The following is a 20309-nucleotide window of genomic DNA, read 5'->3' as shown; positions in this document are numbered from 1 at the left end:
CGGTACCAGTCGGGCAATTATGGGTTTCCTCGTACCTAAATTATCAAAAATCTCGCCAAAAAATAGCTATAAAATTACATAATACCTATAAATTTAAAGGCCTTTTAGATTTTACACTCAAAATACTTCAAATTATGCGTGCAATCGTTTTTTGATAGGCGCATTAGACACAACCTCGGATAAAATAATATGCGTACGGGTTTCACCATATTGAATAAGTTTGTCTATAAATTTTTCTAAATGAAACTGATCCTTGAGAACCACGTGCATAATGATGTTTTCATTTCCCGTAATTCGATAACAATGCACCACTTCCTCAAAAGTTCCCACCGTATCTAAGAAGGGCTTTAGCTTGCCCATAAATGCTCTGAGGGTTATAATGGCGCGCAGTTGATATCCCGTTAGGGCATGAGACACTAAGGTCTTATAGCCGCTTATAATTCCCAAATCTTCCATTTTTTTAACGCGCTCGGCCACAGCCGGAGGTGTAAGTCCCACTTTTCTTCCAATATTGGCAAAGGATTCTCTTGCGTTTTCTTGAAGGAATTTCAGTATTTTCCAATTTAAATCATCAATCTTAATATCCAAAACTATATTACATTAAAAATTCATAATCAAAAGTAAAACCATTATTTTACTAACGAATATAAAGATAATTTATTTTTTTTGAACGTAATTTTATAGTAAACATTGCAAAAGAAGAAAATGCCCTATAAAAGTCTAAAAACGATTCCGATTTATAAGGAAGCACTCGATTTGTGTCGTATAAGTCGGGAGTTAGTATCCTATGTAACCTACAATAAAGACCTCTTAAAACTGTATCAATCGAACAGTTTAAGAGATAGTATTGCAGACTCCTTACTGACCGATGCTATTTTGATTCCTCAGAAAATCGTACAAGCCGAGTGGAGTGAATCGCATTCCGTGCGGCTTAAAAGCGCTTCCTTTATCTATATTATGACTCGTAATATTCTGTCCTACTGCAATGGTTTAGAAAAAGACGGTGTAAAAGAGAAGGAGTATTTAAATTTGGTGCGCAATGAAATTAAAAGTTTCCGCAAGTCTTTTAAGGCTTGGCGTCGATCTTTTCGAAGCAATGAAGATGATCCTATTTGGGGTTAAATGATTCGCTGGGATTGTAATTCCCCTATGCGGCCATTTCTACATGTAACTATCTTCCAGCTACACGTTTAACTTTACATATTTCGTCGGTATTGCCCCCCAACTTCAAAGAGAGTTTTGGTAATTTGCCCCAAAGAACAAACCTTGGTAGCTTCCATTAGCTTTTCAAAACTATTTTGCTTTAAAGGCAAAAGCTGTTGCAAGTCTAAAAGAAATTCTTGTTGTTCTTTTGCATAGGCCTTATGTAGGTTTTGCAAGGTACTAATTTGTGCTTTTTTCTCTTCTTCAGTAGCTCTAATTACCTCCTCCGGCATTTGAGTTGGAGAACCCTTACTACTTAAAAAGGTATTGACCCCAACTATGGGATAAGCCCCGCTATGCTTTGCATTTTCGTAAGTTAGACTTTCTTCTTGAATTTTAGAGCGCTGGTACATGGTTTCCATAGCGCCCAGTACACCACCGCGGGCTGTGATACGATCAAATTCTAAAAGCACGGCTTCCTCTACCAAATCTGTGAGTTCTTCAATAATAAAAGATCCTTGTAACGGATTTTCGTTTTTAGTGAGACCAAATTCTTTATTAATAATTAACTGAATGGCCATCGCCCTTCGCACCGATGCCTCTGTGGGTGTGGTTATCGCCTCATCGTATGCGTTGGTATGCAGGGAGTTACAATTATCATAAATAGCATATAAGGCCTGCAAGGTAGTTCGGATATCATTAAAATCAATTTCCTGTGCATGAAGACTACAGCCAGAGGTCTGTATATGGTATTTAAGCATTTGCGTACGCGCTCCAGCACCGTATTTCAGCTTCATGGCCTTAGCCCAAATCCTTCGGGCTACACGGCCAATAACTGCGTATTCCGGATCGATGCCATTGGAAAAAAAGAACGACAGATTAGGGCCAAAATCGTCAATTTCCATACCCCGATGCAGGTAATATTCCACATACGTAAACCCGTTTGATAAGGTGAACGCCAATTGAGAAATAGAATTGGCACCGGCTTCGGCTATATGATAGCCCGAAATAGAAACTGAATAAAAATTACGTACTTTTTCTGCTATAAAATACGCTTGTACATCGGCCATTAACCGCAATGCAAATTCTGTGGCATAAATACAGGTATTCTGTGCTTGATCTTCCTTTAAAATATCGGCCTGGATCGTGCCCCGAACCTTTCGTAAGGTTTCTTGCTTTATTTTACTATACACCTCAGCGGGCAATACCTCATCTCCGGTAATCCCTAAAAGCAATAATCCCAATCCGTTATGTCCCTTGGGAAGCGCTCCTTTATAGCAAGGCTTTTGAAGTGCTTTGTCTTCATACCTGTTCTTTATTTTAGCGTGTACTGTTTCTTCTAACTAATGTGCTTTGATATACTTTTCGCACTGCTGATCTATCGCCGCATTCAGAAAAAATCCGAGCATAATAGGTGCAGGGCCATTGATCGTCATGCTAACCGAAGTCATGGAATCAAGCAGATCAAAACCACTGTAAAGCTTTTTGGCGTCGTCCAAACAGCAAATAGATACGCCCGCATTTCCAATTTTTCCGTAGATATCCGGACGTACATCCGGGTCGTGACCATAAAGTGTTACAGAATCAAAAGCTGTTGATAACCGTGTTGCAGGTGCTTCAAAACTCAGATAGTGAAAACGACAATTGGTACGCTCCGGACCACCCTCGCCGGCAAACATCCTTGTCGGATCTTCTCCGCTGCGCTTTAGGGGATATAATCCGGCAGTATAAGGAAACTCGCCGGGCACATTTTCCCGAAGTTGCCACAGCAAAAGATCGCCCCAAGCGCGATACTTGGGAAGTGCTATTTTAGGTATGTTTACATCTGATAAGGTCGTAGAATAGGTGGGTAACCGAATAGTTTTTTTCGAACCTTATATTCATAAACTGCTTCTTTATAGGTTTTAACTTTAGTGTGCCACTGTACTATTAATTCCCAATGTTCAGGTTGTAGTTGCGCTAAATGCTTCTCAAATTCGCAAACCAAATGGCGTAGCACAACGTCCTTATCGCCCCATGCTTTATACCCAAGGAGTGCTTCTTCATCAAGGCCCGATAACGATAAAAACGGATGCCCATTGCTATCCTTATCCGCACGAAGCAGTGGCACTTCTGCCAGTGCAAGCAAGGTTTGATATATACCGTATAACCTTTGCGCTATTGCACTTTGCATAGTAGCGGATGTATCGTAGGCTTTAAGCGTTTCTACGATTTCCGATAAATACCGTACTCTAGGGGCGGGAATAACCACTGCATCGTCGGTATCCTCTTGCTGCCATTGGTGCTGTGAAGTATGGGGTATGCCCGTTTTATTCGTTAATTTTTGGAGTATTGTTTTGTAAAGCGCACTGGTGCCCAAGTCATTGAATCGGGAAGCGATAGTGCCAAAAATTGGGAATTCATCAGTATTCGCCTCCCACAGCATGTGGTTTCTGCCGTATTGCTTTTTCACATCCTTTAGGGCGTCTTCGGCTCCCTTTTTATCAAATTTGTTAATGGCTACCACATCGGCAAAATCGAGCATATCAACTTTTTCTAATTGCGTAGCTGCACCATATTCGGGCGTCATTACATAAAGTGACACATCACAATGTGCTATAATTTCGGTATCTGATTGTCCTATACCTGAGGTTTCCAAAATTATAAGGTCAAAACCAGCTTGTTTTAAAACGGATACTGCCGCATCCACATGTTGCGATAAGGCGGCATTAGCTTGCCTTGTTGCCATAGAACGCATGTACACCTTTGAGGTATTAATTGCATTCATCCGTATCCTATCAGCCAACAATGCCCCTCCCGATTTTTTTTTCGTAGGATCTACCGAAATAATTCCAAGGGTTCTCTCAGGGAAATCAAATAAAAAGCGTCTTACCAGTTCATCAACCAGGCTCGATTTTCCGGCACCTCCGGTACCGGTTACCCCCAAAACAGGTATGTTTTTGTCTGTTTTTGGCAGGGTATCAAACAATGTTTTAAATGTATGATACTTATTTTCTGCCAACGAAATACTTTTGGCAATGGTAAGACTGTCCTTGGCTTGTAGTGCTGCACGCCATATTTTAGTTTCGGCCTTTTCAATACTCGGCAATTGAAAATCGGCCGTTGAAAGCATATCGTTTATCATTCCTTGTAAACCCAAAGTTCTGCCATCGTCAGGGGTATATAAGCGGGTAATGCCATACTGCATCAATTTCTTTATCTCCTTGGGCAAAATGACACCACCACCGCCACCAAAGATGAGTATGTGTCCTGCGCCTTGCGCATTCAACAAATCCCTTATATACCGAAAATACTCCATATGACCCCCTTGATAAGAGGTAATCGCTATGGCGTTTGCGTCTTCCTGAATGGCACATGCTACCACTTCTGCCGCGCTACGGTTATGTCCTAAATGAATAACCTCGGCACCACTAGCCTGACAAATACGACGCATGATATTTATGGCCGCATCATGTCCATCAAACAAGGCCGTTGCCGTAACCAGACGAATTTTATTTTTTGGCGTATAGGGAGGGTATTGTTTCATTGCTAATAATGCCGTCTGTTTTACAATACAATTTACGAAAATCGTAATGATATAAGTCAATTAATTAGAATATTATAAAAATATTACCATAGTAAATCGTTTGAATCTTAATATTTTACTTTTACCGTTTTAAATTTGTTGTTTTGAAGACGACCATTCTTATCCATTGCCCCGATCAGTCGGGAATCATCAGCACGGTAACCAGTTTCATTCATGCCAAGGGGGGCAATATTATTTATTTAGATCAGCATGTAGACAAAGAGGCCAATGTGTTCTTTATGCGCTTAGAAAGCGATTTTGACCAAAATTTACCCTCAGTTGAGCTCTTTACCCGTGAGTTTGAAAAAAAACTAGCTGTACCCTATCAGATGGAATGGAGTGTGCATTTAAGTGGCGTAAAACCACGGATGGCACTTTTTGTATCCAAATACAATCATTGCATGTACGATTTGTTGAGCCGATTTCACTCGGGCGAACTTGAGGTAGAAATTCCATTTATCCTAAGCAATCACAGTGATTTAGCATATATTGCCGCACAATTTAGCATTCCGTTTTTCCACATTCCTGTAAGTAAGAATACACAATATGAGGCAGAACAGCAACAGTTAAAATTACTGGCGGACCATCAGGTTAATTTTATTGTTTTGGCGCGCTATATGCAAATTGTGCAGCCATCTGTCATTGCACAATATCCCAACAAGATCATTAACATTCATCATTCCTTCTTACCGGCCTTTGCCGGTGCAAAACCATATCATGCGGCATTTGCACGGGGTGTAAAAATTATTGGTGCTACCAGTCATTACGTTACCGAAGAATTGGACGCTGGCCCCATTATTGAGCAAGATGTCGCTACGGTATCGCATACCCACAAAATTGGAGACTTTATTGCCAAAGGACGAGATTTGGAAAAAATTGTTCTTTCTAGAGCAGTAAAACTCCATATACAACGCAAGACGATGGTATACAACAATAAAACCGTCATTTTCTCCTAACCCTAAAATCTTAATCGATGTTTTGCACATCTTCACATTAAACACATCACAATGAAAAAAATGTTATTATTTCTTTTGATCTTACAAGCAGCCGGATGTTCCGAGTTACAACAAGTGGTAAATCAACTACCGCAAGGCGGTCTGGGCAATGCCGAAATCGCCAATGGACTCAAAGAAGCTCTCAATCAGGGTATCGAAAAACAAGTGAGTACCTTAACCAAACCCGATGGTTTTTTTCGGAATGAATTGGTTAAAATTATGTTGCCCGATGAATTGCAAAAAGTAGATAACACGTTACGGAGTATTGGATTGGGCAATTTGGCCGACGAAGGACTAAAAGTGCTTAACCGAGCAGCGGAAGACGCTGTGAGTGAAGCTACTCCTATTTTTGTGAATGCCGTTAAAGGAATAGGGTTTGCAGACGCAAAGCAAATCTTAATGGGACCCAATGATGCTGCCACGCAATATTTATCTGGCGCTACGAGTACCGATTTATACGCCAAATTCAATCCGGTTATTCAAAATTCCTTTACCAAAGTTGGTGCAGATAAAATTTGGAATAATCTCATTACACGATACAATAACCTGCCGATGACTACTGCGGTAAATCCCGATCTTACAGATTATGTAACTAATGAGGCTTTAAAGGGAGTATTTACAATGATAGCTGTAGAAGAACAAGAAATTAGAACTAAAATATCTGCGAGGACCTCAGATACCTTAAAAAAAATATTTGCGTTGCAGGACAAATAATTGATGATTTTCTTTTGCATACCACAATATTTTAACATAGTACACGTTACTTATTTAAGGAAACGACCTCGGAGCAAGCCCAAAAGGCCTTTATTAGCACCTTTACAATGGTGTCCGATGTCTGCGATTTTGCCCAGTACCAGAATAACGGGAATGTTTAAACGCATTTAAAGTGCTATTATCGCATAAAAATAACATACTCCTAATATTAGGATAACCTATATCCTCTTAAAAAATAAGAGTTTTGCAACGCATTGTTTGAGTTAGTAGTTTTTGAGTTAGTTAGTTTAAAACCGGTGGGAGCACCGGTTTTTTTGTTTAAGCACGTAGCATTAAATACTGTATTACGACTTTATTAAACTCGTGAGGCTGTTCTACGTTTACCACATGTCCGCAATTCTCTACAACCACAAGGGCAGCAGTCTCACTTTGTGAAGCTATTTTTTTGATGGTTGGCAGAAACAAATAATCTTCCCTGCCCATTACGTAAAGCGCCGGTATTTTTATATCAAAAGTCCTAAACAACCTAAGTAACGGATTAATTTCAGAGGTAAGTGCGTACCATCTCATAAATTCCTTCTGATAAAGTTTCTTCGCCTCACGCACAAACAGGGAGCGCGATTCTTTATGGTTTTTTTTGGGCATAATTACAAATGCAAAAAGGGTGTACAGCCAAATATAAGGTACAACCGATTTGAAAATAATGCCCATTTTCATCAAGAACTGAGATCGCAAATTCAGCTTCATAATAGCCCCACCCATCACCATGCTCTCTACCCTTTCAGGATGGTTTTCTGCCAGATTCCGTATCAAAATTGTTCCCAAAGAAATACCTACAAAATGTGATTTCTCAATCCCCAAGTGATCTATAACTTCCACGATATCTTGAGTAATGAAATTAAACGTGTATTTATGATTCATGGCATCCTTAAGATGCATTTTAGAATTGCCATGTCCGCGAAGATCCAGCAATAAAATATTAAAATATTTTTTAAATTCTCGGATTTGCTTATACCATATAGAAGAACTTCCTCCTGCGCCATGCACAAAAGTAACCCATTTTATAGCGTTGTTGTGCCGATGCGTGGTGTAGCTAAGCAATAGCAGTTTTTTTTATAAATGTAATTTATTTTTTTAGAGTACCCAACTTCGGTTTACGAAAGCTTGGTTTTACCATTTTTTCAATAACCAGCTTCATTTTTGAAGGTATCTCAAGAAATTAAGATGAAAAACCTGATTTTTAGTTGTATCGCTACCCGACAAAAATCTAAAACTTGATTTTGATCGTATCTTTGTAAGAAGCACCTTAGAAATCATGGAAAATCAATATTGCAGGGTAGGAGCCGTAACCTCTATAGAAAAAAATGGCAATGCGATACGCATCTTAGAGCATCTTTATCAAAACTTTTTTGAAAAGGCAGGGAGTACACAATACAAAAACACCCAATTGGGCGATTTTTTTGAAGCAAAGGCTAGAAAAATTAAAACAATGTTAGACGCTTTGCTTTAAGCACCTAACCCATCTCAGCCAGTACCGAAGCCATTTCGGTTTGTAGCTCCATGGCTTTTAGTGCCGCAATTTCTGCAAAATCTTCACCGGAAGACGCATATATAATACCTCGGGATGAATTTACCAATAGTCCCACATTCCGGTTCATTCCATAATTGCAAACTTCTTTTAAACTGCCGCCTTGCGCCCCTACACCGGGAATTAATAAAAAATTTTCGGGTACTATTTGCCTAATTTCACGCAAGAAAGAAGCCTTAGTGGCTCCCACTACAAACATTAAATTTTCCGAATTAGCATACGACATTGCCGTTTGTAACACCTGTTTATACAACGCTGTGGTACCCACTATTTGAGTCTGAAAATCGAACGCCCCGTCATTGGAGGTTAAGGCCAAAAGAATGGTAAACTTATCTTTAAAGGTTAAAAAAGGCTCTACGGAATCGCGTCCCATATAGGGGGCTACCGTAATGGCATCAAAATCCATCTCTTCAAAAAATGCCTTGGCATATCGAGAAGAGGTGTTCCCAATATCCCCTCTTTTGGCATCAGCAATCGTAAATTGTTCTGGATAATAGGTATTGAGGTACGCTATGGTTTTTTCCAACGATTGCCAACCTGCTAAACCATATGCTTCATAAAATGCAGTGTTTGGCTTATAGGCCACACAGTAGCTATGTGTAGCATCAATAATAGCTTTGTTAAACGCAAAGATAGGATCTTCTTCTGCCAATATATGTGCGGGCACCTTTTCCAAATCTGTGTCTAACCCAATGCACAAAAATGACTTTTTCTGATGTATTTGTGCTACTAAATGCGTTATATCCATAGTGCGTCTTTGGCTGAAAAAAGATAATCTTTAATACGTTTCTGAAGCCACCCTTAATTTTTCGGTATTTTCTACCAACCGCAATTCTTCTATTATTTTTTGAATATCGCCCTGCAAAATGTTCTGTAAATCGTATAAGGTAAGGCCAATTCGGTGATCTGTAACCCTGCCTTGCGGATAATTGTAGGTTCTAATTTTCGCCGAGCGATCGCCACTACTTACTTGCGAGTTTCGCTTGGCTGCATCTTCTTCTTGCCTTTTAGCCAATTCAATATCGTACAATCGGGAACGCAAAACTTTAAACGCCTTATCCTTATTTTTATGTTGCGATTTTTCGTCCTGACATTGGGCTACCAAACCGGTAGGAATATGGGTAAGGCGCACGGCAGAATAGGTGGTGTTTACGGATTGTCCTCCAGGGCCTGAAGAACAGAAAAAATCAATTCGCACCTCTTTTGGATCTATCTGCACATCAAACTCTTCGGCCTCCGGAAGCACCATTACGGTGGCAGCACTGGTGTGTATCCTGCCTTGAGTTTCGGTTTGTGGCACCCGTTGCACACGGTGCACTCCGGCTTCAAACTTTAGTGTACCGTAGACTTCTTCGCCCGTAATTTCAAATTGTATTTCTTTAAAGCCACCATTAGTACCTTCACTTAAATCAATCACATTGGTGCGCCATCCTTTAGATTCGCAATATTTAGAATACATTCGGTAAAGATCGCCCGCAAAAATGCTGGCTTCATCTCCACCTGTTCCGGCTCTAATTTCCATCACCACATTCTTAGCATCTTCCGGATCCTTTGGAATGAGCAATAGCTTTATATCTTCTTCTAGTTTTGGAATTCCTTCTTTAGATTCTTCTATTTGAAGCTTCGCCATTTCCAGCATTTCCGGATCGCTACCTTCTGCTATAATTTCTTCTGCTTCCTTTATATTTTGTGTCAGTTCTAAATAGCGCTCTCGCTTATCCATTAACGCTTTTAGATCCTTGTATTCTCTATTAAGCTGTACATATCGTTTTTGATCGGAAATGATCTTAGGTTGAATAATAAGATCTGACACCTCGTCAAAACGTTGTTTTACAATATTTAATTTTTCTAACATATGCAATCTTCCCTAAGTCTGCGAATTTACGATAAATTTGAACATTACCGCAAATCCATCGTATTTGATAGATGGAATTTTACATTGCTTTTGAAGGTGTTCCGGTTTATAATTAGCGCAAAGGATGCTGCACTGAGCTTCCCGTATTATGGCGCACTATGAAGGCTAACCGCTTTGCTTTTGTGCAACGCATAGTCATTGGTAATTATAATGGCCTCGGTGGCATCTAACTGATTGATAATTGCCATACCGTGCGTTATGCCCAATATCGCAATAGCCTTGGATAGGGCTGCGCAATATTCGGCACTTTTTGCAAAAACGGATACGTTTTGCACGCCTATTGCCGGATACCCGGTACGTGGATCTATGTTGCTACCATATTTTAGGTTGTTAAAAGTAATAAACGCATCATTATTACCACAAGTTGCGACCGCAGATTCCACAATAGGCACCCATGAAAAAATGCGCTCCAATCGCATCGGATTTGGATTGGCAATCCCCAATAACCACTTATCGCCTGTGGCCTTGGTACCCCATGTGGCTATAATTGTACCGCCTTTAATAGAACCAGCCTTGACACCTTTTGAAGCCATAAATTCCTTGGCGCTGTCTATGGCATAGCCTATCCCCATAAAATCAAAAGTGATACGCATTCCTTTTTTGGTCAAAAAAACAGTGTGTTCCTTCTCATTCATCTGTATTTTTTGATAGCCGACACGGTCTAGTTGGCTATTTATTTCGGCACTAGTTGGCATATAGGTGATGCTGCCATCAAACCTCCAAAGATCGTCTAAAACCCCATCGGTAATATCAAAAGCACCGTCGGTAAGTTGAGATAACTGAATGGCTCTTTGGATTAGTTTAAAAATCTCGGGGCTAACTTTAACCGGTTGTACGCCGGCATTAGCATTAATTCGGGAAACTTCGGAATCCTCAAGGTCTGCGGTTATTAATTTTTCTACCCTTCGAAGTTCTGAGACTATTTCTTCAATATTAATATAGCCGATATCCTCATTTTTGGTTACCACCGTAATTTCAAAATCGGTTTTAAAAATGCTAAAGTTTCTTTTTACGGAAATATAGGGGTTTTCTTGACACCATGTTGCCGTAAGGTAAAGACCAATAATGATGGATACAAAAACCTTCAAGTGCTGCGGCGTAAAGAATGATTTGGAACTTATTCAAAAACTCTTAGGATGTTCCCCGTAAGTTCTGTTTGAAACATTTTTAAAGGACGGGGAATTTTGCTGTCGACCTGATTAAGCGGTTCTCCGGATTGGCTAAAACGCGACCCATGTACATCACAGTGAAAAAATCCGCCATTAGCCTTTAAAAACCTCACTTGGTCGTAGGCTTCATGACTACAAACCTGACTAGCAGCTATAAACTCGCCTTCAAGGTTTTTAACTACGACCACCAATTCTTTAAGGATAAAATCGCCATTATTCTGTAGTTTGGCACCCTCGGCGGTACTTAAATCAATCGTAAAATCAATGCCCGTTGGCACCGGTACTATTTCACCATTTACACCATCTTTTGAGCAGCCTTGTAGACAAGGAAAGCTTAAAGCAAATGCAGCTCCAGCCCCCAAAGTCCGTAAAAATTCCTTTCTTTCCATAGCTAAGTACTAATTGGGATACCTAATAAAAAACGTCGGATTCAGGGAATTCGTATGTTTTAATAGTGAAAAGTACCGTAAGGGCTCTTTATAGTCAGTTTTTTGTTAGGAGCCGCTTCTACCCTACCTACTATTTGTGCATCTACATGAAATGACTTTGAAATTTCTATAATATCCTGAGCTACATCGGGTTGCACATAGAATTCTAAGCGATGGCCGCAATTAAAAACCTGATACATTTCTTTCCAGTCTGTACCGGATTGTTCCTGAATTAATTGAAATAATGGAGGTATTGGAAATAAATGATCCTTTACAACATGTAAATGTTCCACAAAATGAAGAATCTTGGTCTGTGCCCCACCACTGCAATGTACCATGCCGTGAATAGATTTTACGCCACAGCTATCCAATACTTTTTTAACAATGGGTGCATACGTCCGAGTTGGCGATAACACCAGCTTTCCGGCATCTAAAGGACTATTCGCTACGGCATCGGTTACGCCCATTTTTCCGGAATAAATTAATTCTTCCGGTACCCCGGGGTCATAACTTTCCGGATACTTCAAGGCGGTATCTTTTGAAAACACATCATGGCGGGCCGAAGTGAGGCCATTACTGCCCATACCACCGTTGTATCCGTATTCGTAAGTGGCCTGACCATAGGATGCAAGACCCACAATAACATCGCCGTCGGCAATTTTAGCGTTGTCAATAACATCGGTTCTTTTTAGCCGAGCGGTAACGGTAGAATCTACAATAATGGTTCGCACTAAATCCCCTACATCTGCGGTTTCACCTCCTGTTGCATAGATGTTGATGTTGTGCTTTTTTAAGTCTGCGATCAACTCTTCAGTACCCTCAATAATAGCGGAAATAACCTCACCCGGAATTTTGTTTTTATTTCGACCAATCGTTGAAGACAACATAATATGATCCGTAGCACCCACACAAATGAGGTCATCCAGATTCATTACAAGGGCATCTTGGGCAATCCCTTTCCAGACCGATACGTCGCCCGTTTCTTTCCAATACACATACGCCAGAGACGATTTCGTTCCGGCCCCGTCTGCATGCATTACAAGGCAATAGTCTTCGTCTTGGGTAAGATAATCCGGAACAATTTTACAAAAAGCTTTAGGATATAGCCCTTTGTCTAAATTTTTTATGGCCTTATGCACATCTTCCTTTGAAGCCGAGACTCCTCTTTGGTTATATCGATCGCTATTGGTTGCCCCCATTGTTTAAGTTTGATGCAAAAATATACGAATCGCCAGAAAAAGTCTTGGTTTTATGTGCTTTTATAGTTCCTTTTTTTTATAAACATCCCAAAGGCTACTTTTAAAAGGGCCGGAAACCCTGATAAAAAATTTCTTGAAACTGACCATCCCCGAGGTAAGCCACAGGGGTATACTTCTACTTCGCTCAGTACGGGTTTCGCCAGTTTCATTTTGGCCTTTAGACCAAAAGCCGAAATTTTGTATTTTACCTCACCCGGAACTGCAAAAAGGCAGTTCCGACCTCTCCAAAGGAGAGGTAAATAGGAAACCCCCACCCAAGGGTCGGGGAATCTTTAGATTGGACTTTGTTTATTTAATCAATAGAAGTTCTCTATACTTGGTTAACGGCCATAGTTGATTATCTACCAACTGTTCCAATTTATCGCAGTGGTATCGAATTTCGTCAAAATAAGGTTTTACATTCTCGCAGTATGCAAAGGCTTTTTTATGACTATCGGTTAACACATTGGCCGCCTTACGGGCATCGGTCATGGCATCTGTATTCTTTTTCAGTATGGCAAGGTGTTCGCTTATTTGCTCGATAATGCCTAATTGCGCATCGGACATTTTCTTATGTGCCGCACCATAAATCTCTTTTAACCCATTCACATTAGTGATCAAGTTATTTTGGTAAGCCACCGCTGCCGGAATGATATGATTATATACCAATTCGTTAAAAACTCGCCCTTCTATTTGAAGTTGAAAAATGTAGGTTTCCAATTCTACCTCCTGCCGCGCCTTTACCTCTATCTCGCTCATCACGTTCATAGATTTAAACAGCGCTAGTGTTTCCTTGGATGTAAGTATTTGCAGCGCCTGTGGTGTGGTTTTGTTGTTGCTTAATTTTCTACGCTTCGCCTCCTTTTCCCAATCGTCGCTATAGCCATCGCCTTCAAATCGTATGCGTTTACACGTCTTAATATATTCACGGAGTACGTTAAAAATGGCTTCGTCCTTTTTAAGATTCTTTTTATCAATCAACACATCTACTTCTTTTTTAAAAGCAATGAGTTGCTTGGCTACAATAGTATTGAGTACCGTCATGGGTTTGGCACAGTTGGTCTTGGACCCAACCCCACGCATTTCAAACTTATTTCCGGTAAAAGCAAAGGGCGAAGTACGATTACGATCGGTGTTGTCTTGAAGAATTTCGGGAATTTTGCCTACTACATTTAACTTTAGCTCTGTCTTTTCTTCGGGTGATAACTTTCCTTGAGAAACCCCTTCCAATTCGTCTAAAACACTACTCAATTGTTTTCCTATAAATATAGAAAAAATGGCTGGTGGCGCTTCATTTGCCCCCAGTCGGTGATCGTTACTCGCCGATGCTATGGAAGAACGCAACAGTTCCTCATAAGTGTCTACGGCCTTTAAGGTATTGATAAAAAAGGTCAAGAATTGAAGGTTTTTCATGGGTGTTGTCCCGGGACTCAGCAAATTAACCCCGGTATCTGTAGCCAAAGACCAATTGTTATGTTTCCCCGAACCGTTGATATTTGCAAATGGTTTTTCATGAAAAAGCACTTTAAAACTGTGCTTATCCGCAATTTTTTCCATGACATCCATGAGCAGCGAATTATGATCTACCGCCAAATTAGCTTCTTCAAAAACAGGTGCCAACTCAAACTGATTGGGAGCCACTTCGTTATGCCGGGTTTTTACCGGAATGCCCAGTTTGGTACATTCTTTTTCCAAATCGCTCATAAAACTTAATACGCGACCCGGTATTACTCCAAAATAATGATCGTCTAGTTGCTGCCCCTTAGCAGCTGAATGCCCGATTAAAGTGCGACCTGTTAAAACAATATCGGGACGAGAATAGGCCAAGGCTTTATCTACTAAAAAGTACTCCTGTTCCCAACCTAAAGTAGCATTGACCTTAGAAACATTTTTATCAAAATACCGAGCAACGGCGGTAGCGGCCTCATCTATACAACTCAACGCCCTAAGTAGGGGTGCTTTATTATCCAATGCCTCCCCGGTATACGAAACAAAAATAGTAGGAATACAGAGTGTAGTACCATATATAAAAGCGGGCGATGTGGGATCCCAAGCCGTATATCCTCTGGCCTCAAAAGTATTTCTGATACCTCCGCTTGGAAAACTCGAGGCATCCGGTTCTTGTTGCACCAACTGACCGCCGCCAAATTTTTCCAAAGCAGCCCCATTAGGCAACAAATCGAAAAAAGCATCATGTTTTTCGGCAGTACTACCGGTAAGCGGCTGAAACCAATGGGTATAATGCGTAGCCCCCATGGAAATAGCCCATGCTTTCATAGATTCTGCAACCTGATCGGCAATTTTTCTATCAATTTTAGAACCCGATAAGATAGCGCCTTTAACACTTTCAAAGGCATCCTTGGTTAGGTACTGCAACATTCGCTGTTCGTTAAACACATTGGTGCCAAACAATTCGGATCTTCTTCCTTTTTCTTCAACGGTAATCCGTTCTCTTTTAAAACTTTCTGCAATAGCATCAAAACGCAATCTGGTCATGGGTATATCATCTAATTTCTTACGGCAAAATTAAGGATTTAATAATTTATTGCGCTAAAAATATTTTTTATTCAACAGACCCCTAAAAATTCAAGGGTAACAAAAAAAATTTATACTTTTAACACGATTACCCCTCTCAAAATTTCAATTAATCATCAAAAAACATATTTTTGTTTGTTTTTAAAATAAAAATATTAACAATCCTGATTATGAGTAAAACTAAGTTAGAATACATTTGGTTGGATGGTTACTTCCCAACCCAAAACATGAGAAGCAAAACCAAAGTAGTAAATAACTTTGGTGGTACATTAGAAGATTGCCCCATGTGGTCTTTCGACGGAAGCTCTACGAGACAGGCAGAAGGTGGTTCTTCGGATTGTTTGCTTAAGCCGGTTGCCATTTTCCCGGATCCCGCACGAAGTAACGGGTATTTAGTAATGACAGAAGTTTTAAATGCAGACGGTACGCCGCATCCTTCTAATGGAAGGGCTTCAATAGATGATGATGATAACGATTTCTGGTTCGGTTTTGAACAAGAATATTTTATAATGGATACAGCTACCCAGTTGCCTTTAGGTTTTCCGGTAGGTGGTTACCCGGCTCCCCAAGGCCTTTACTATTGTTCGGTAGGTGGAAAAAACACTCATGGTCGGGAATTGGTAGAGGAACATGCCGATTTGTGCATTGCTGCCGGTCTTAACTTTGAGGGTATTAACCAAGAGGTTGCTTGTGGGCAGTGGGAATTTCAGCTTTTTGCTAAAGGCGGAAAATTGGCTGGAGATGAATTGTGGGTAGCACGGTACTTATTAGATCGATTGACGGAACAGTATGGCTATTATATAGAATATCACCCAAAACCGTTAGGCAAGGATATGGACTGGAATGGATCTGGAATGCACGCTAATTTCTCGAACAGTACGTTGCGTACAGCAGGATCTAAAGCGGTGTATGAAAAAATATGTGAAGCTTTCCGCCCTGTTGTTAAGGAGCACATTGCCGTATATGGTGAATTTAACGACCAGCGATTGACGGGCCTGCATGAAACTGCATCTATTCATGATTTTAGCTACGGTATTTCCGATAGAGGTGCTTCTATACGAATTCCGATTGCCACGGTAGAAAGTGGTTGGAAAGGTTGGTTAGAAGACAGAAGACCAGCCTCTAACGGTGATCCGTATAAAATTGCAGGACGTATTATAAAAACCGTAAAATCGGCTAAACTATAAGGTACTACAATCAAAAATTCTACACAAAAAGGCTCCTAAGAAGGAGCCTTTTTTTTATGCGACGGTAAAGTACACAAAAAAAGAATAGACCGAAAGAAGAACAAGCCCATCTCGCCATCCCAGTCGGAGGCCTTTAGGAAAAAATACCAAAGGCAAAATAAGAAAGGAGATTCCCAACATCCAGAAAATATCGCTATCCAGTAATTGTCTGTCTGCCACCCTAATAGGAGTAATGATTGCGGTAATTCCTAACACAGCTAACAGGTTAAAAATATTAGAACCTATAAGGTTGCCCAAGGAAATTGCCTTTTCCTTCTTTAGCATGGCTATAGAAGACGAGGCCAATTCCGGTATGCTGGTTCCAATAGAAACCACAGTGATCCCAATAACCCTATCAGACACACCAAATGCGGCAGCCATACCCACTGCTCCGTCTATGAGCAATTCCGATCCTCCCCAAAGAGCCAAACCACCCAAACCCAAAAACAAAACGGTTTTGTAGAATGGCAGCACCGTATCTTCAACTACCTCGTCTAAAACAGCGGTTTTTTGAAAGCGGAGCAAAAAAACCAAAAATAAGAACAAGGCTACCACCAAAATGATACCTTCATATTGCTGTATTTCGCCATCAAAATAAAGAAAGACAAAAAATAGCAAGGAAGCCAACATAAGCACCGGCCAGTCTATCTTATAAAATGCGGGTCGCACCTCAATGCTACCCAACAATAAGGTAACCCCCAATACCAGGCCCAAATTCGCAATATTAGACCCTACCACATTACCCAACGCCAAATCGGGATACCCATTTAATGCAGCCTTGGCACTAACAATAAGTTCGGGAGCTGAGGTAGCAAAGGAAACTACGGTCATTCCAATCACTATTTTCGGAATATTCAAGGACAAAGAAAGTGCAACGGCGGATTTTAAAAGCCAATTACCGCCTAGAATTAATAAGCCTAATCCCAATAAAATAAAAAGAATGTCTTGCATGGATTGTTTTTGTAAATATAAATAGGCAAGGCTACAAAAGTCAACATTTTACTCATTTTAAGAAATGATTTTTTTTGCGTGATAAACTAAAAGTTTTAGCCGCGAGGAATCCACTCGAATGATTGCGATTACAACAGATATATCCATTTCACTATAGCCCCGATGTAATCCATAATCTATGACGTCCAATTATGATTTAGTAATTCATTTTTTAGCGCACGATATCAGCCATGGGTTATAGAGACCATCATTTTTGTTTTTGAGACCCTCTTTTTTGTTGTTTTTGAAGGTTGCGAACATCGATTGTATGGCGACTAAATTCTATTTGTACTTTTTTGTAGAATTACTTCAAAAATTAAATACGATAGCTTATCTTAGCCTTGGTTGGCACCCCTCTTTTTTTAAATTGATATTTCATGTTAGAAATTGCAAAAATTTTATTTTATTTATTGATTTCTTTATTGGTACTGTTCTTTTAAAACTAGTTCCTAATCCTTTCCGATATCACAATACACAAAAACAGTGAAACGAAAGTTATTTCGATTTTTAGCTTTTCTCAATAAAAAAATAGTTCCTTCTTTTTCTAAAAAGCAATTCGATCTTTCCCGAGCTTCAAAATGGCAATTAGCCATCATTGGCTGGCGGTATTTTATTACAAAAAATGCGCTGGATTAATACTTTACAAGTGCTTTTATACTATATTTTTCAAGGTTTTTACGTCCATTAAGCGCATGTAACTCAATTAAAAAATTGCATTGCACAATGTGCCCTCCTAATTTTTCAACGAGCTCGCAAACCGCATGTGCCGTACCTCCGGTAGCCAAAACATCGTCATGAACAAGAACCCTATCTCCTTTCTGAATACTGTCTGAATGAATTTCAATACGATCAGCTCCATACTCCAAGGCATAAGATTGGCTCACCACCTTAGCCGGTAATTTCCCTTTTTTACGGACGGGAATAAAACCTGCGTCTAAGTACATAGCCAATATAGGCGCAAAAATAAATCCCCTACTTTCTATGCCTACTACCTTATCTACCCTTTCTGTAATAAGATCTTGAAGCGCCAATGCGGTCTTTTTGAAAACGGTAGCATCTTTTAGCAACGGTGTTATATCCTTAAATACTATACCTTCTTTTGGAAAGTCGTTTATATCTCTGATGAAGTTCTTAAATTCCATTTATTTTGCTTGCGGTTATTTTGCGTTAAAAGTAAAAAGAAATATATTTGCACCCCATTCATAGAAAAGTAGGCTTGGTTTCTATTTCTTTTTTCTGAAATATAGTAAAAATAGTATTCTTTATCGTTATACATATAAATAGAAGCTAACCAAAAAAGTTTAGGCCTCGTGGCGCAACTGAATAGCGCATCTGATTACGGCTCAGAAGGTTACAGGTTTGAATCCTGTCGAGGTCACTAAAGGGGATTTTCTACAAATCGAGTGGAAAGTCCCCTTTTCAATTTCCTTCAAATTCCCTGAAAATGAGGAGATTGCATTAAAAATTTCATTAACTCGAAAAGTTTGAACTAGCTTCTTTTTGAAGTCATACTCAATCCCGTCAGGGAATACCATATATTGTATGGCTCTCTTAGTTTCTAAATTACCTAACTCCCACAAAGAAGGCAAGTTACAGGCGTAATCAAGAGCCATTTTTACCGATTTTTTAAGGTTTGAACTATTGATTCCCCCACTTTCCAATTTTGTCTCCAATTCCCTTTGTTTGCTTTTTAGTTCCGGCATAAAAAGTTCGTACTGGGACTTTGTAATTTCGTTCAGTACAACGAATCTTCTTTCCAAAGTATTTATCCGTTCTTCGAGCTGGTCGAGTTCTTTGGTCAATCGCTTTTGATCGTCAAGTGCCTCTTGATTTTTATCTATCAAGGTGTCGTGAATTATGTCGGTCAATGGTTCGATATACTTTTTATCGGCTATTTTAAACCTCTCCAATAGATTTAAAAATTCTGCATGAAGCTTTTTGGCACTTCTGTTTTCCTTGCTTCCCTTACGCCTGTTTTTGTAATAATACAGACCCTTTTTCTTTACAATAAATCCGGTATAAGGTGTTCCGCAGACCGAGGACTTCACAAACATTTTTAAAGGAAGATTTTCATCATCGAACGAATATTTCTTGGGCGTGTCACCTGCGTGAAGGAAATTATGTATTTTTAGAAAAACCTTCTTTGAAATAAGGGCTTCATGTTTTCCCTGAATTACCTCTCCTGGAATTAAACTGTTGACGATAAGTCCACAATAGAAAGGATTTCTAAAAAGGTCGGTAAGATTTTTAGCGTGAATGTTTAAGCCCTTTTCTTTGATGCGTTTTGCAATTTCAACGTGGGACATATTAGCGTTCGCTTTCCATAAAAAGGCTTGCTTCAGTAATCTTCCTTTTTCCGTAATCACGAAGTTCGGAATCTTACCTTTTCCCGGATTTGTATTGGTGTACCCAAATGGGTAGGCTCCCGTCCAGTATCCCCTTCGTAACTTTTCCTGCATGCCGGTAATGGATTTATCCCTACGGATTTGGTTGTCGAAGTGGGAAAACATATGAAAAAGATTTTCCTGAAACGTACCGGCACTAGTGGTCACATCGATTTCTTGAGTGGCCGAAATCACGGCTACTCCCTGTTTTTTTAGTTGCCCGCTTATATACGCGCCGTTCGCGCCCGTTCTTGAAAACCTGTCGTAGGAATAGACAATGATATAACCAATGTTCTTTCTTCTTTTAACATAGTTCAGCATTTTTTGGAATTCCCTACGCTCATTGGATGCGCCGGTCAAATTGAGCCATGTGCGCCGGATGAAAGTGAGCCGTTTAAACTAGTTGCTTAAAATCGATT

Annotated in this window: 17 protein-coding genes, 1 tRNA gene and 1 pseudogene; 7 read left to right on the top strand and 12 right to left on the bottom strand. The window is 39.9% G+C overall.

What is annotated here, in order from left to right; translation table 11 throughout:
• Positions 1 to 132: 132 nt before the first annotated feature.
• Positions 133 to 588, bottom strand: coding sequence for an Lrp/AsnC family transcriptional regulator (locus tag U1E44_RS13055; RefSeq protein ID WP_322931538.1), 456 nt, complete (start codon positions 586 to 588; stop codon positions 133 to 135).
• A gap of 117 nt (positions 589 to 705) precedes the next feature.
• On the opposite strand from U1E44_RS13055, the gene U1E44_RS13050 reads away from it, so the two are divergent.
• Positions 706 to 1122, top strand: coding sequence for a hypothetical protein (locus U1E44_RS13050; protein WP_322931537.1), 417 nt, complete (start codon positions 706 to 708; stop codon positions 1120 to 1122).
• A 74-nt stretch (positions 1123 to 1196) separates the two neighbouring features.
• Here the strand turns inward: U1E44_RS13050 and U1E44_RS16810 are convergent.
• Positions 1197 to 4669: pseudogene (locus tag U1E44_RS16810) on the bottom strand (methylmalonyl-CoA mutase family protein).
• Between the two features lie 143 nt (positions 4670 to 4812).
• Between U1E44_RS16810 and purU the strand changes: the two are divergent.
• Positions 4813 to 5664, top strand: coding sequence for a formyltetrahydrofolate deformylase (purU, locus tag U1E44_RS13030; protein WP_322931533.1), 852 nt, complete (start codon positions 4813 to 4815; stop codon positions 5662 to 5664).
• A gap of 51 nt (positions 5665 to 5715) precedes the next feature.
• Positions 5716 to 6417, top strand: a complete 702-nt coding sequence (locus tag U1E44_RS13025; RefSeq protein ID WP_322931532.1) for a DUF4197 domain-containing protein — start codon at positions 5716 to 5718, stop codon at positions 6415 to 6417.
• Between the two features lie 318 nt (positions 6418 to 6735).
• Here U1E44_RS13025 and U1E44_RS13020 read toward each other — a convergent pair whose 3' ends face one another.
• Positions 6736 to 7518 carry an alpha/beta fold hydrolase gene (locus U1E44_RS13020; protein ID WP_322931531.1) on the bottom strand — a complete coding sequence of 261 codons (783 nt, stop codon included), beginning with the start codon at positions 7516 to 7518 and terminating at the stop codon, positions 6736 to 6738.
• Positions 7519 to 7732: 214 nt separating this feature from the next.
• Here U1E44_RS13020 and U1E44_RS13015 point away from each other — a divergent pair, with 214 nt between their 5' ends.
• Positions 7733 to 7927 carry a hypothetical protein gene (locus U1E44_RS13015; protein WP_322931530.1) on the top strand — a complete coding sequence of 65 codons (195 nt, stop codon included), beginning with the start codon at positions 7733 to 7735 and terminating at the stop codon, positions 7925 to 7927.
• A gap of 4 nt (positions 7928 to 7931) precedes the next feature.
• Here the strand turns inward: U1E44_RS13015 and pyrF are convergent, their stop codons facing one another.
• The 6 genes from pyrF to U1E44_RS12985 form a co-directional block, all read right to left on the bottom strand.
• Positions 7932 to 8753 (bottom strand): orotidine-5'-phosphate decarboxylase, encoded by an 822-nt coding sequence (pyrF, locus tag U1E44_RS13010; RefSeq protein WP_322931529.1) that lies wholly within the window; start codon positions 8751 to 8753, stop codon positions 7932 to 7934.
• Positions 8754 to 8783: 30 nt separating this feature from the next.
• Positions 8784 to 9860: a peptide chain release factor 1 gene (gene prfA, locus U1E44_RS13005; protein WP_322931528.1), complete on the bottom strand. Its 1077-nt coding sequence runs from the start codon at positions 9858 to 9860 to the stop codon at positions 8784 to 8786.
• A 146-nt stretch (positions 9861 to 10006) separates the two neighbouring features.
• On the bottom strand, positions 10007 to 11008 hold the full coding sequence (locus U1E44_RS13000; protein WP_322931527.1) for an FAD:protein FMN transferase: 1002 nt from the start codon (positions 11006 to 11008) through the stop codon (positions 10007 to 10009).
• 29 nt (positions 11009 to 11037) lie between these two features.
• The gene (locus tag U1E44_RS12995; protein WP_322931526.1) at positions 11038 to 11478 is read right to left on the bottom strand and encodes a QcrA and Rieske domain-containing protein; all 441 of its coding nucleotides are present in this window, start codon (positions 11476 to 11478) and stop codon (positions 11038 to 11040) included.
• 59 nt (positions 11479 to 11537) lie between these two features.
• Positions 11538 to 12716 (bottom strand): AIR synthase related protein, encoded by a 1179-nt coding sequence (locus U1E44_RS12990; RefSeq protein ID WP_322931525.1) that lies wholly within the window; start codon positions 12714 to 12716, stop codon positions 11538 to 11540.
• Between the two features lie 348 nt (positions 12717 to 13064).
• Positions 13065 to 15251, bottom strand: coding sequence for a glutamine synthetase III family protein (locus U1E44_RS12985; RefSeq protein ID WP_322931524.1), 2187 nt, complete (start codon positions 15249 to 15251; stop codon positions 13065 to 13067).
• A 209-nt stretch (positions 15252 to 15460) separates the two neighbouring features.
• Here U1E44_RS12985 and U1E44_RS12980 point away from each other — a divergent pair, with 209 nt between their 5' ends.
• The gene (locus tag U1E44_RS12980) at positions 15461 to 16477 is read left to right on the top strand and encodes a glutamine synthetase beta-grasp domain-containing protein (RefSeq protein WP_322931523.1); all 1017 of its coding nucleotides are present in this window, start codon (positions 15461 to 15463) and stop codon (positions 16475 to 16477) included.
• A 54-nt stretch (positions 16478 to 16531) separates the two neighbouring features.
• Here the strand turns inward: U1E44_RS12980 and U1E44_RS12975 are convergent, their stop codons facing one another.
• Positions 16532 to 17467, bottom strand: a complete 936-nt coding sequence (locus U1E44_RS12975) for a calcium/sodium antiporter (protein ID WP_322931522.1) — start codon at positions 17465 to 17467, stop codon at positions 16532 to 16534.
• A 522-nt stretch (positions 17468 to 17989) separates the two neighbouring features.
• On the opposite strand from U1E44_RS12975, the gene U1E44_RS12970 reads away from it, so the two are divergent.
• Positions 17990 to 18142, top strand: a complete 153-nt coding sequence (locus U1E44_RS12970) for a hypothetical protein (protein ID WP_322931521.1) — start codon at positions 17990 to 17992, stop codon at positions 18140 to 18142.
• On the opposite strand, the gene U1E44_RS12965 is transcribed toward U1E44_RS12970, so the two are convergent.
• The gene (locus U1E44_RS12965) at positions 18139 to 18648 is read right to left on the bottom strand and encodes an adenine phosphoribosyltransferase (protein WP_322931520.1); all 510 of its coding nucleotides are present in this window, start codon (positions 18646 to 18648) and stop codon (positions 18139 to 18141) included. The two genes, U1E44_RS12970 and U1E44_RS12965, sit on opposite strands and share 4 nt — an antisense overlap.
• A 162-nt stretch (positions 18649 to 18810) precedes the next feature.
• Here U1E44_RS12965 and U1E44_RS12960 point away from each other — a divergent pair.
• Positions 18811 to 18884, top strand: a tRNA-Arg gene (locus U1E44_RS12960).
• On the opposite strand, the gene U1E44_RS12955 is transcribed toward U1E44_RS12960, so the two are convergent.
• Positions 18850 to 20250 carry a recombinase family protein gene (locus U1E44_RS12955; RefSeq protein ID WP_322931519.1) on the bottom strand — a complete coding sequence of 467 codons (1401 nt, stop codon included), beginning with the start codon at positions 20248 to 20250 and terminating at the stop codon, positions 18850 to 18852. The genes U1E44_RS12960 and U1E44_RS12955 overlap by 35 nt on opposite strands.
• Positions 20251 to 20309: the final 59 nt, after the last annotated feature.

It is taken from the genome of Aurantibrevibacter litoralis (genome assembly GCF_034651555.1).
GTDB lineage: Bacteria > Bacteroidota > Bacteroidia > Flavobacteriales > Flavobacteriaceae > Aurantibrevibacter > Aurantibrevibacter litoralis.
Note: the sequence above shows the minus strand (reverse complement) of the source record. Positions and strands in the feature narration are given on the sequence as shown.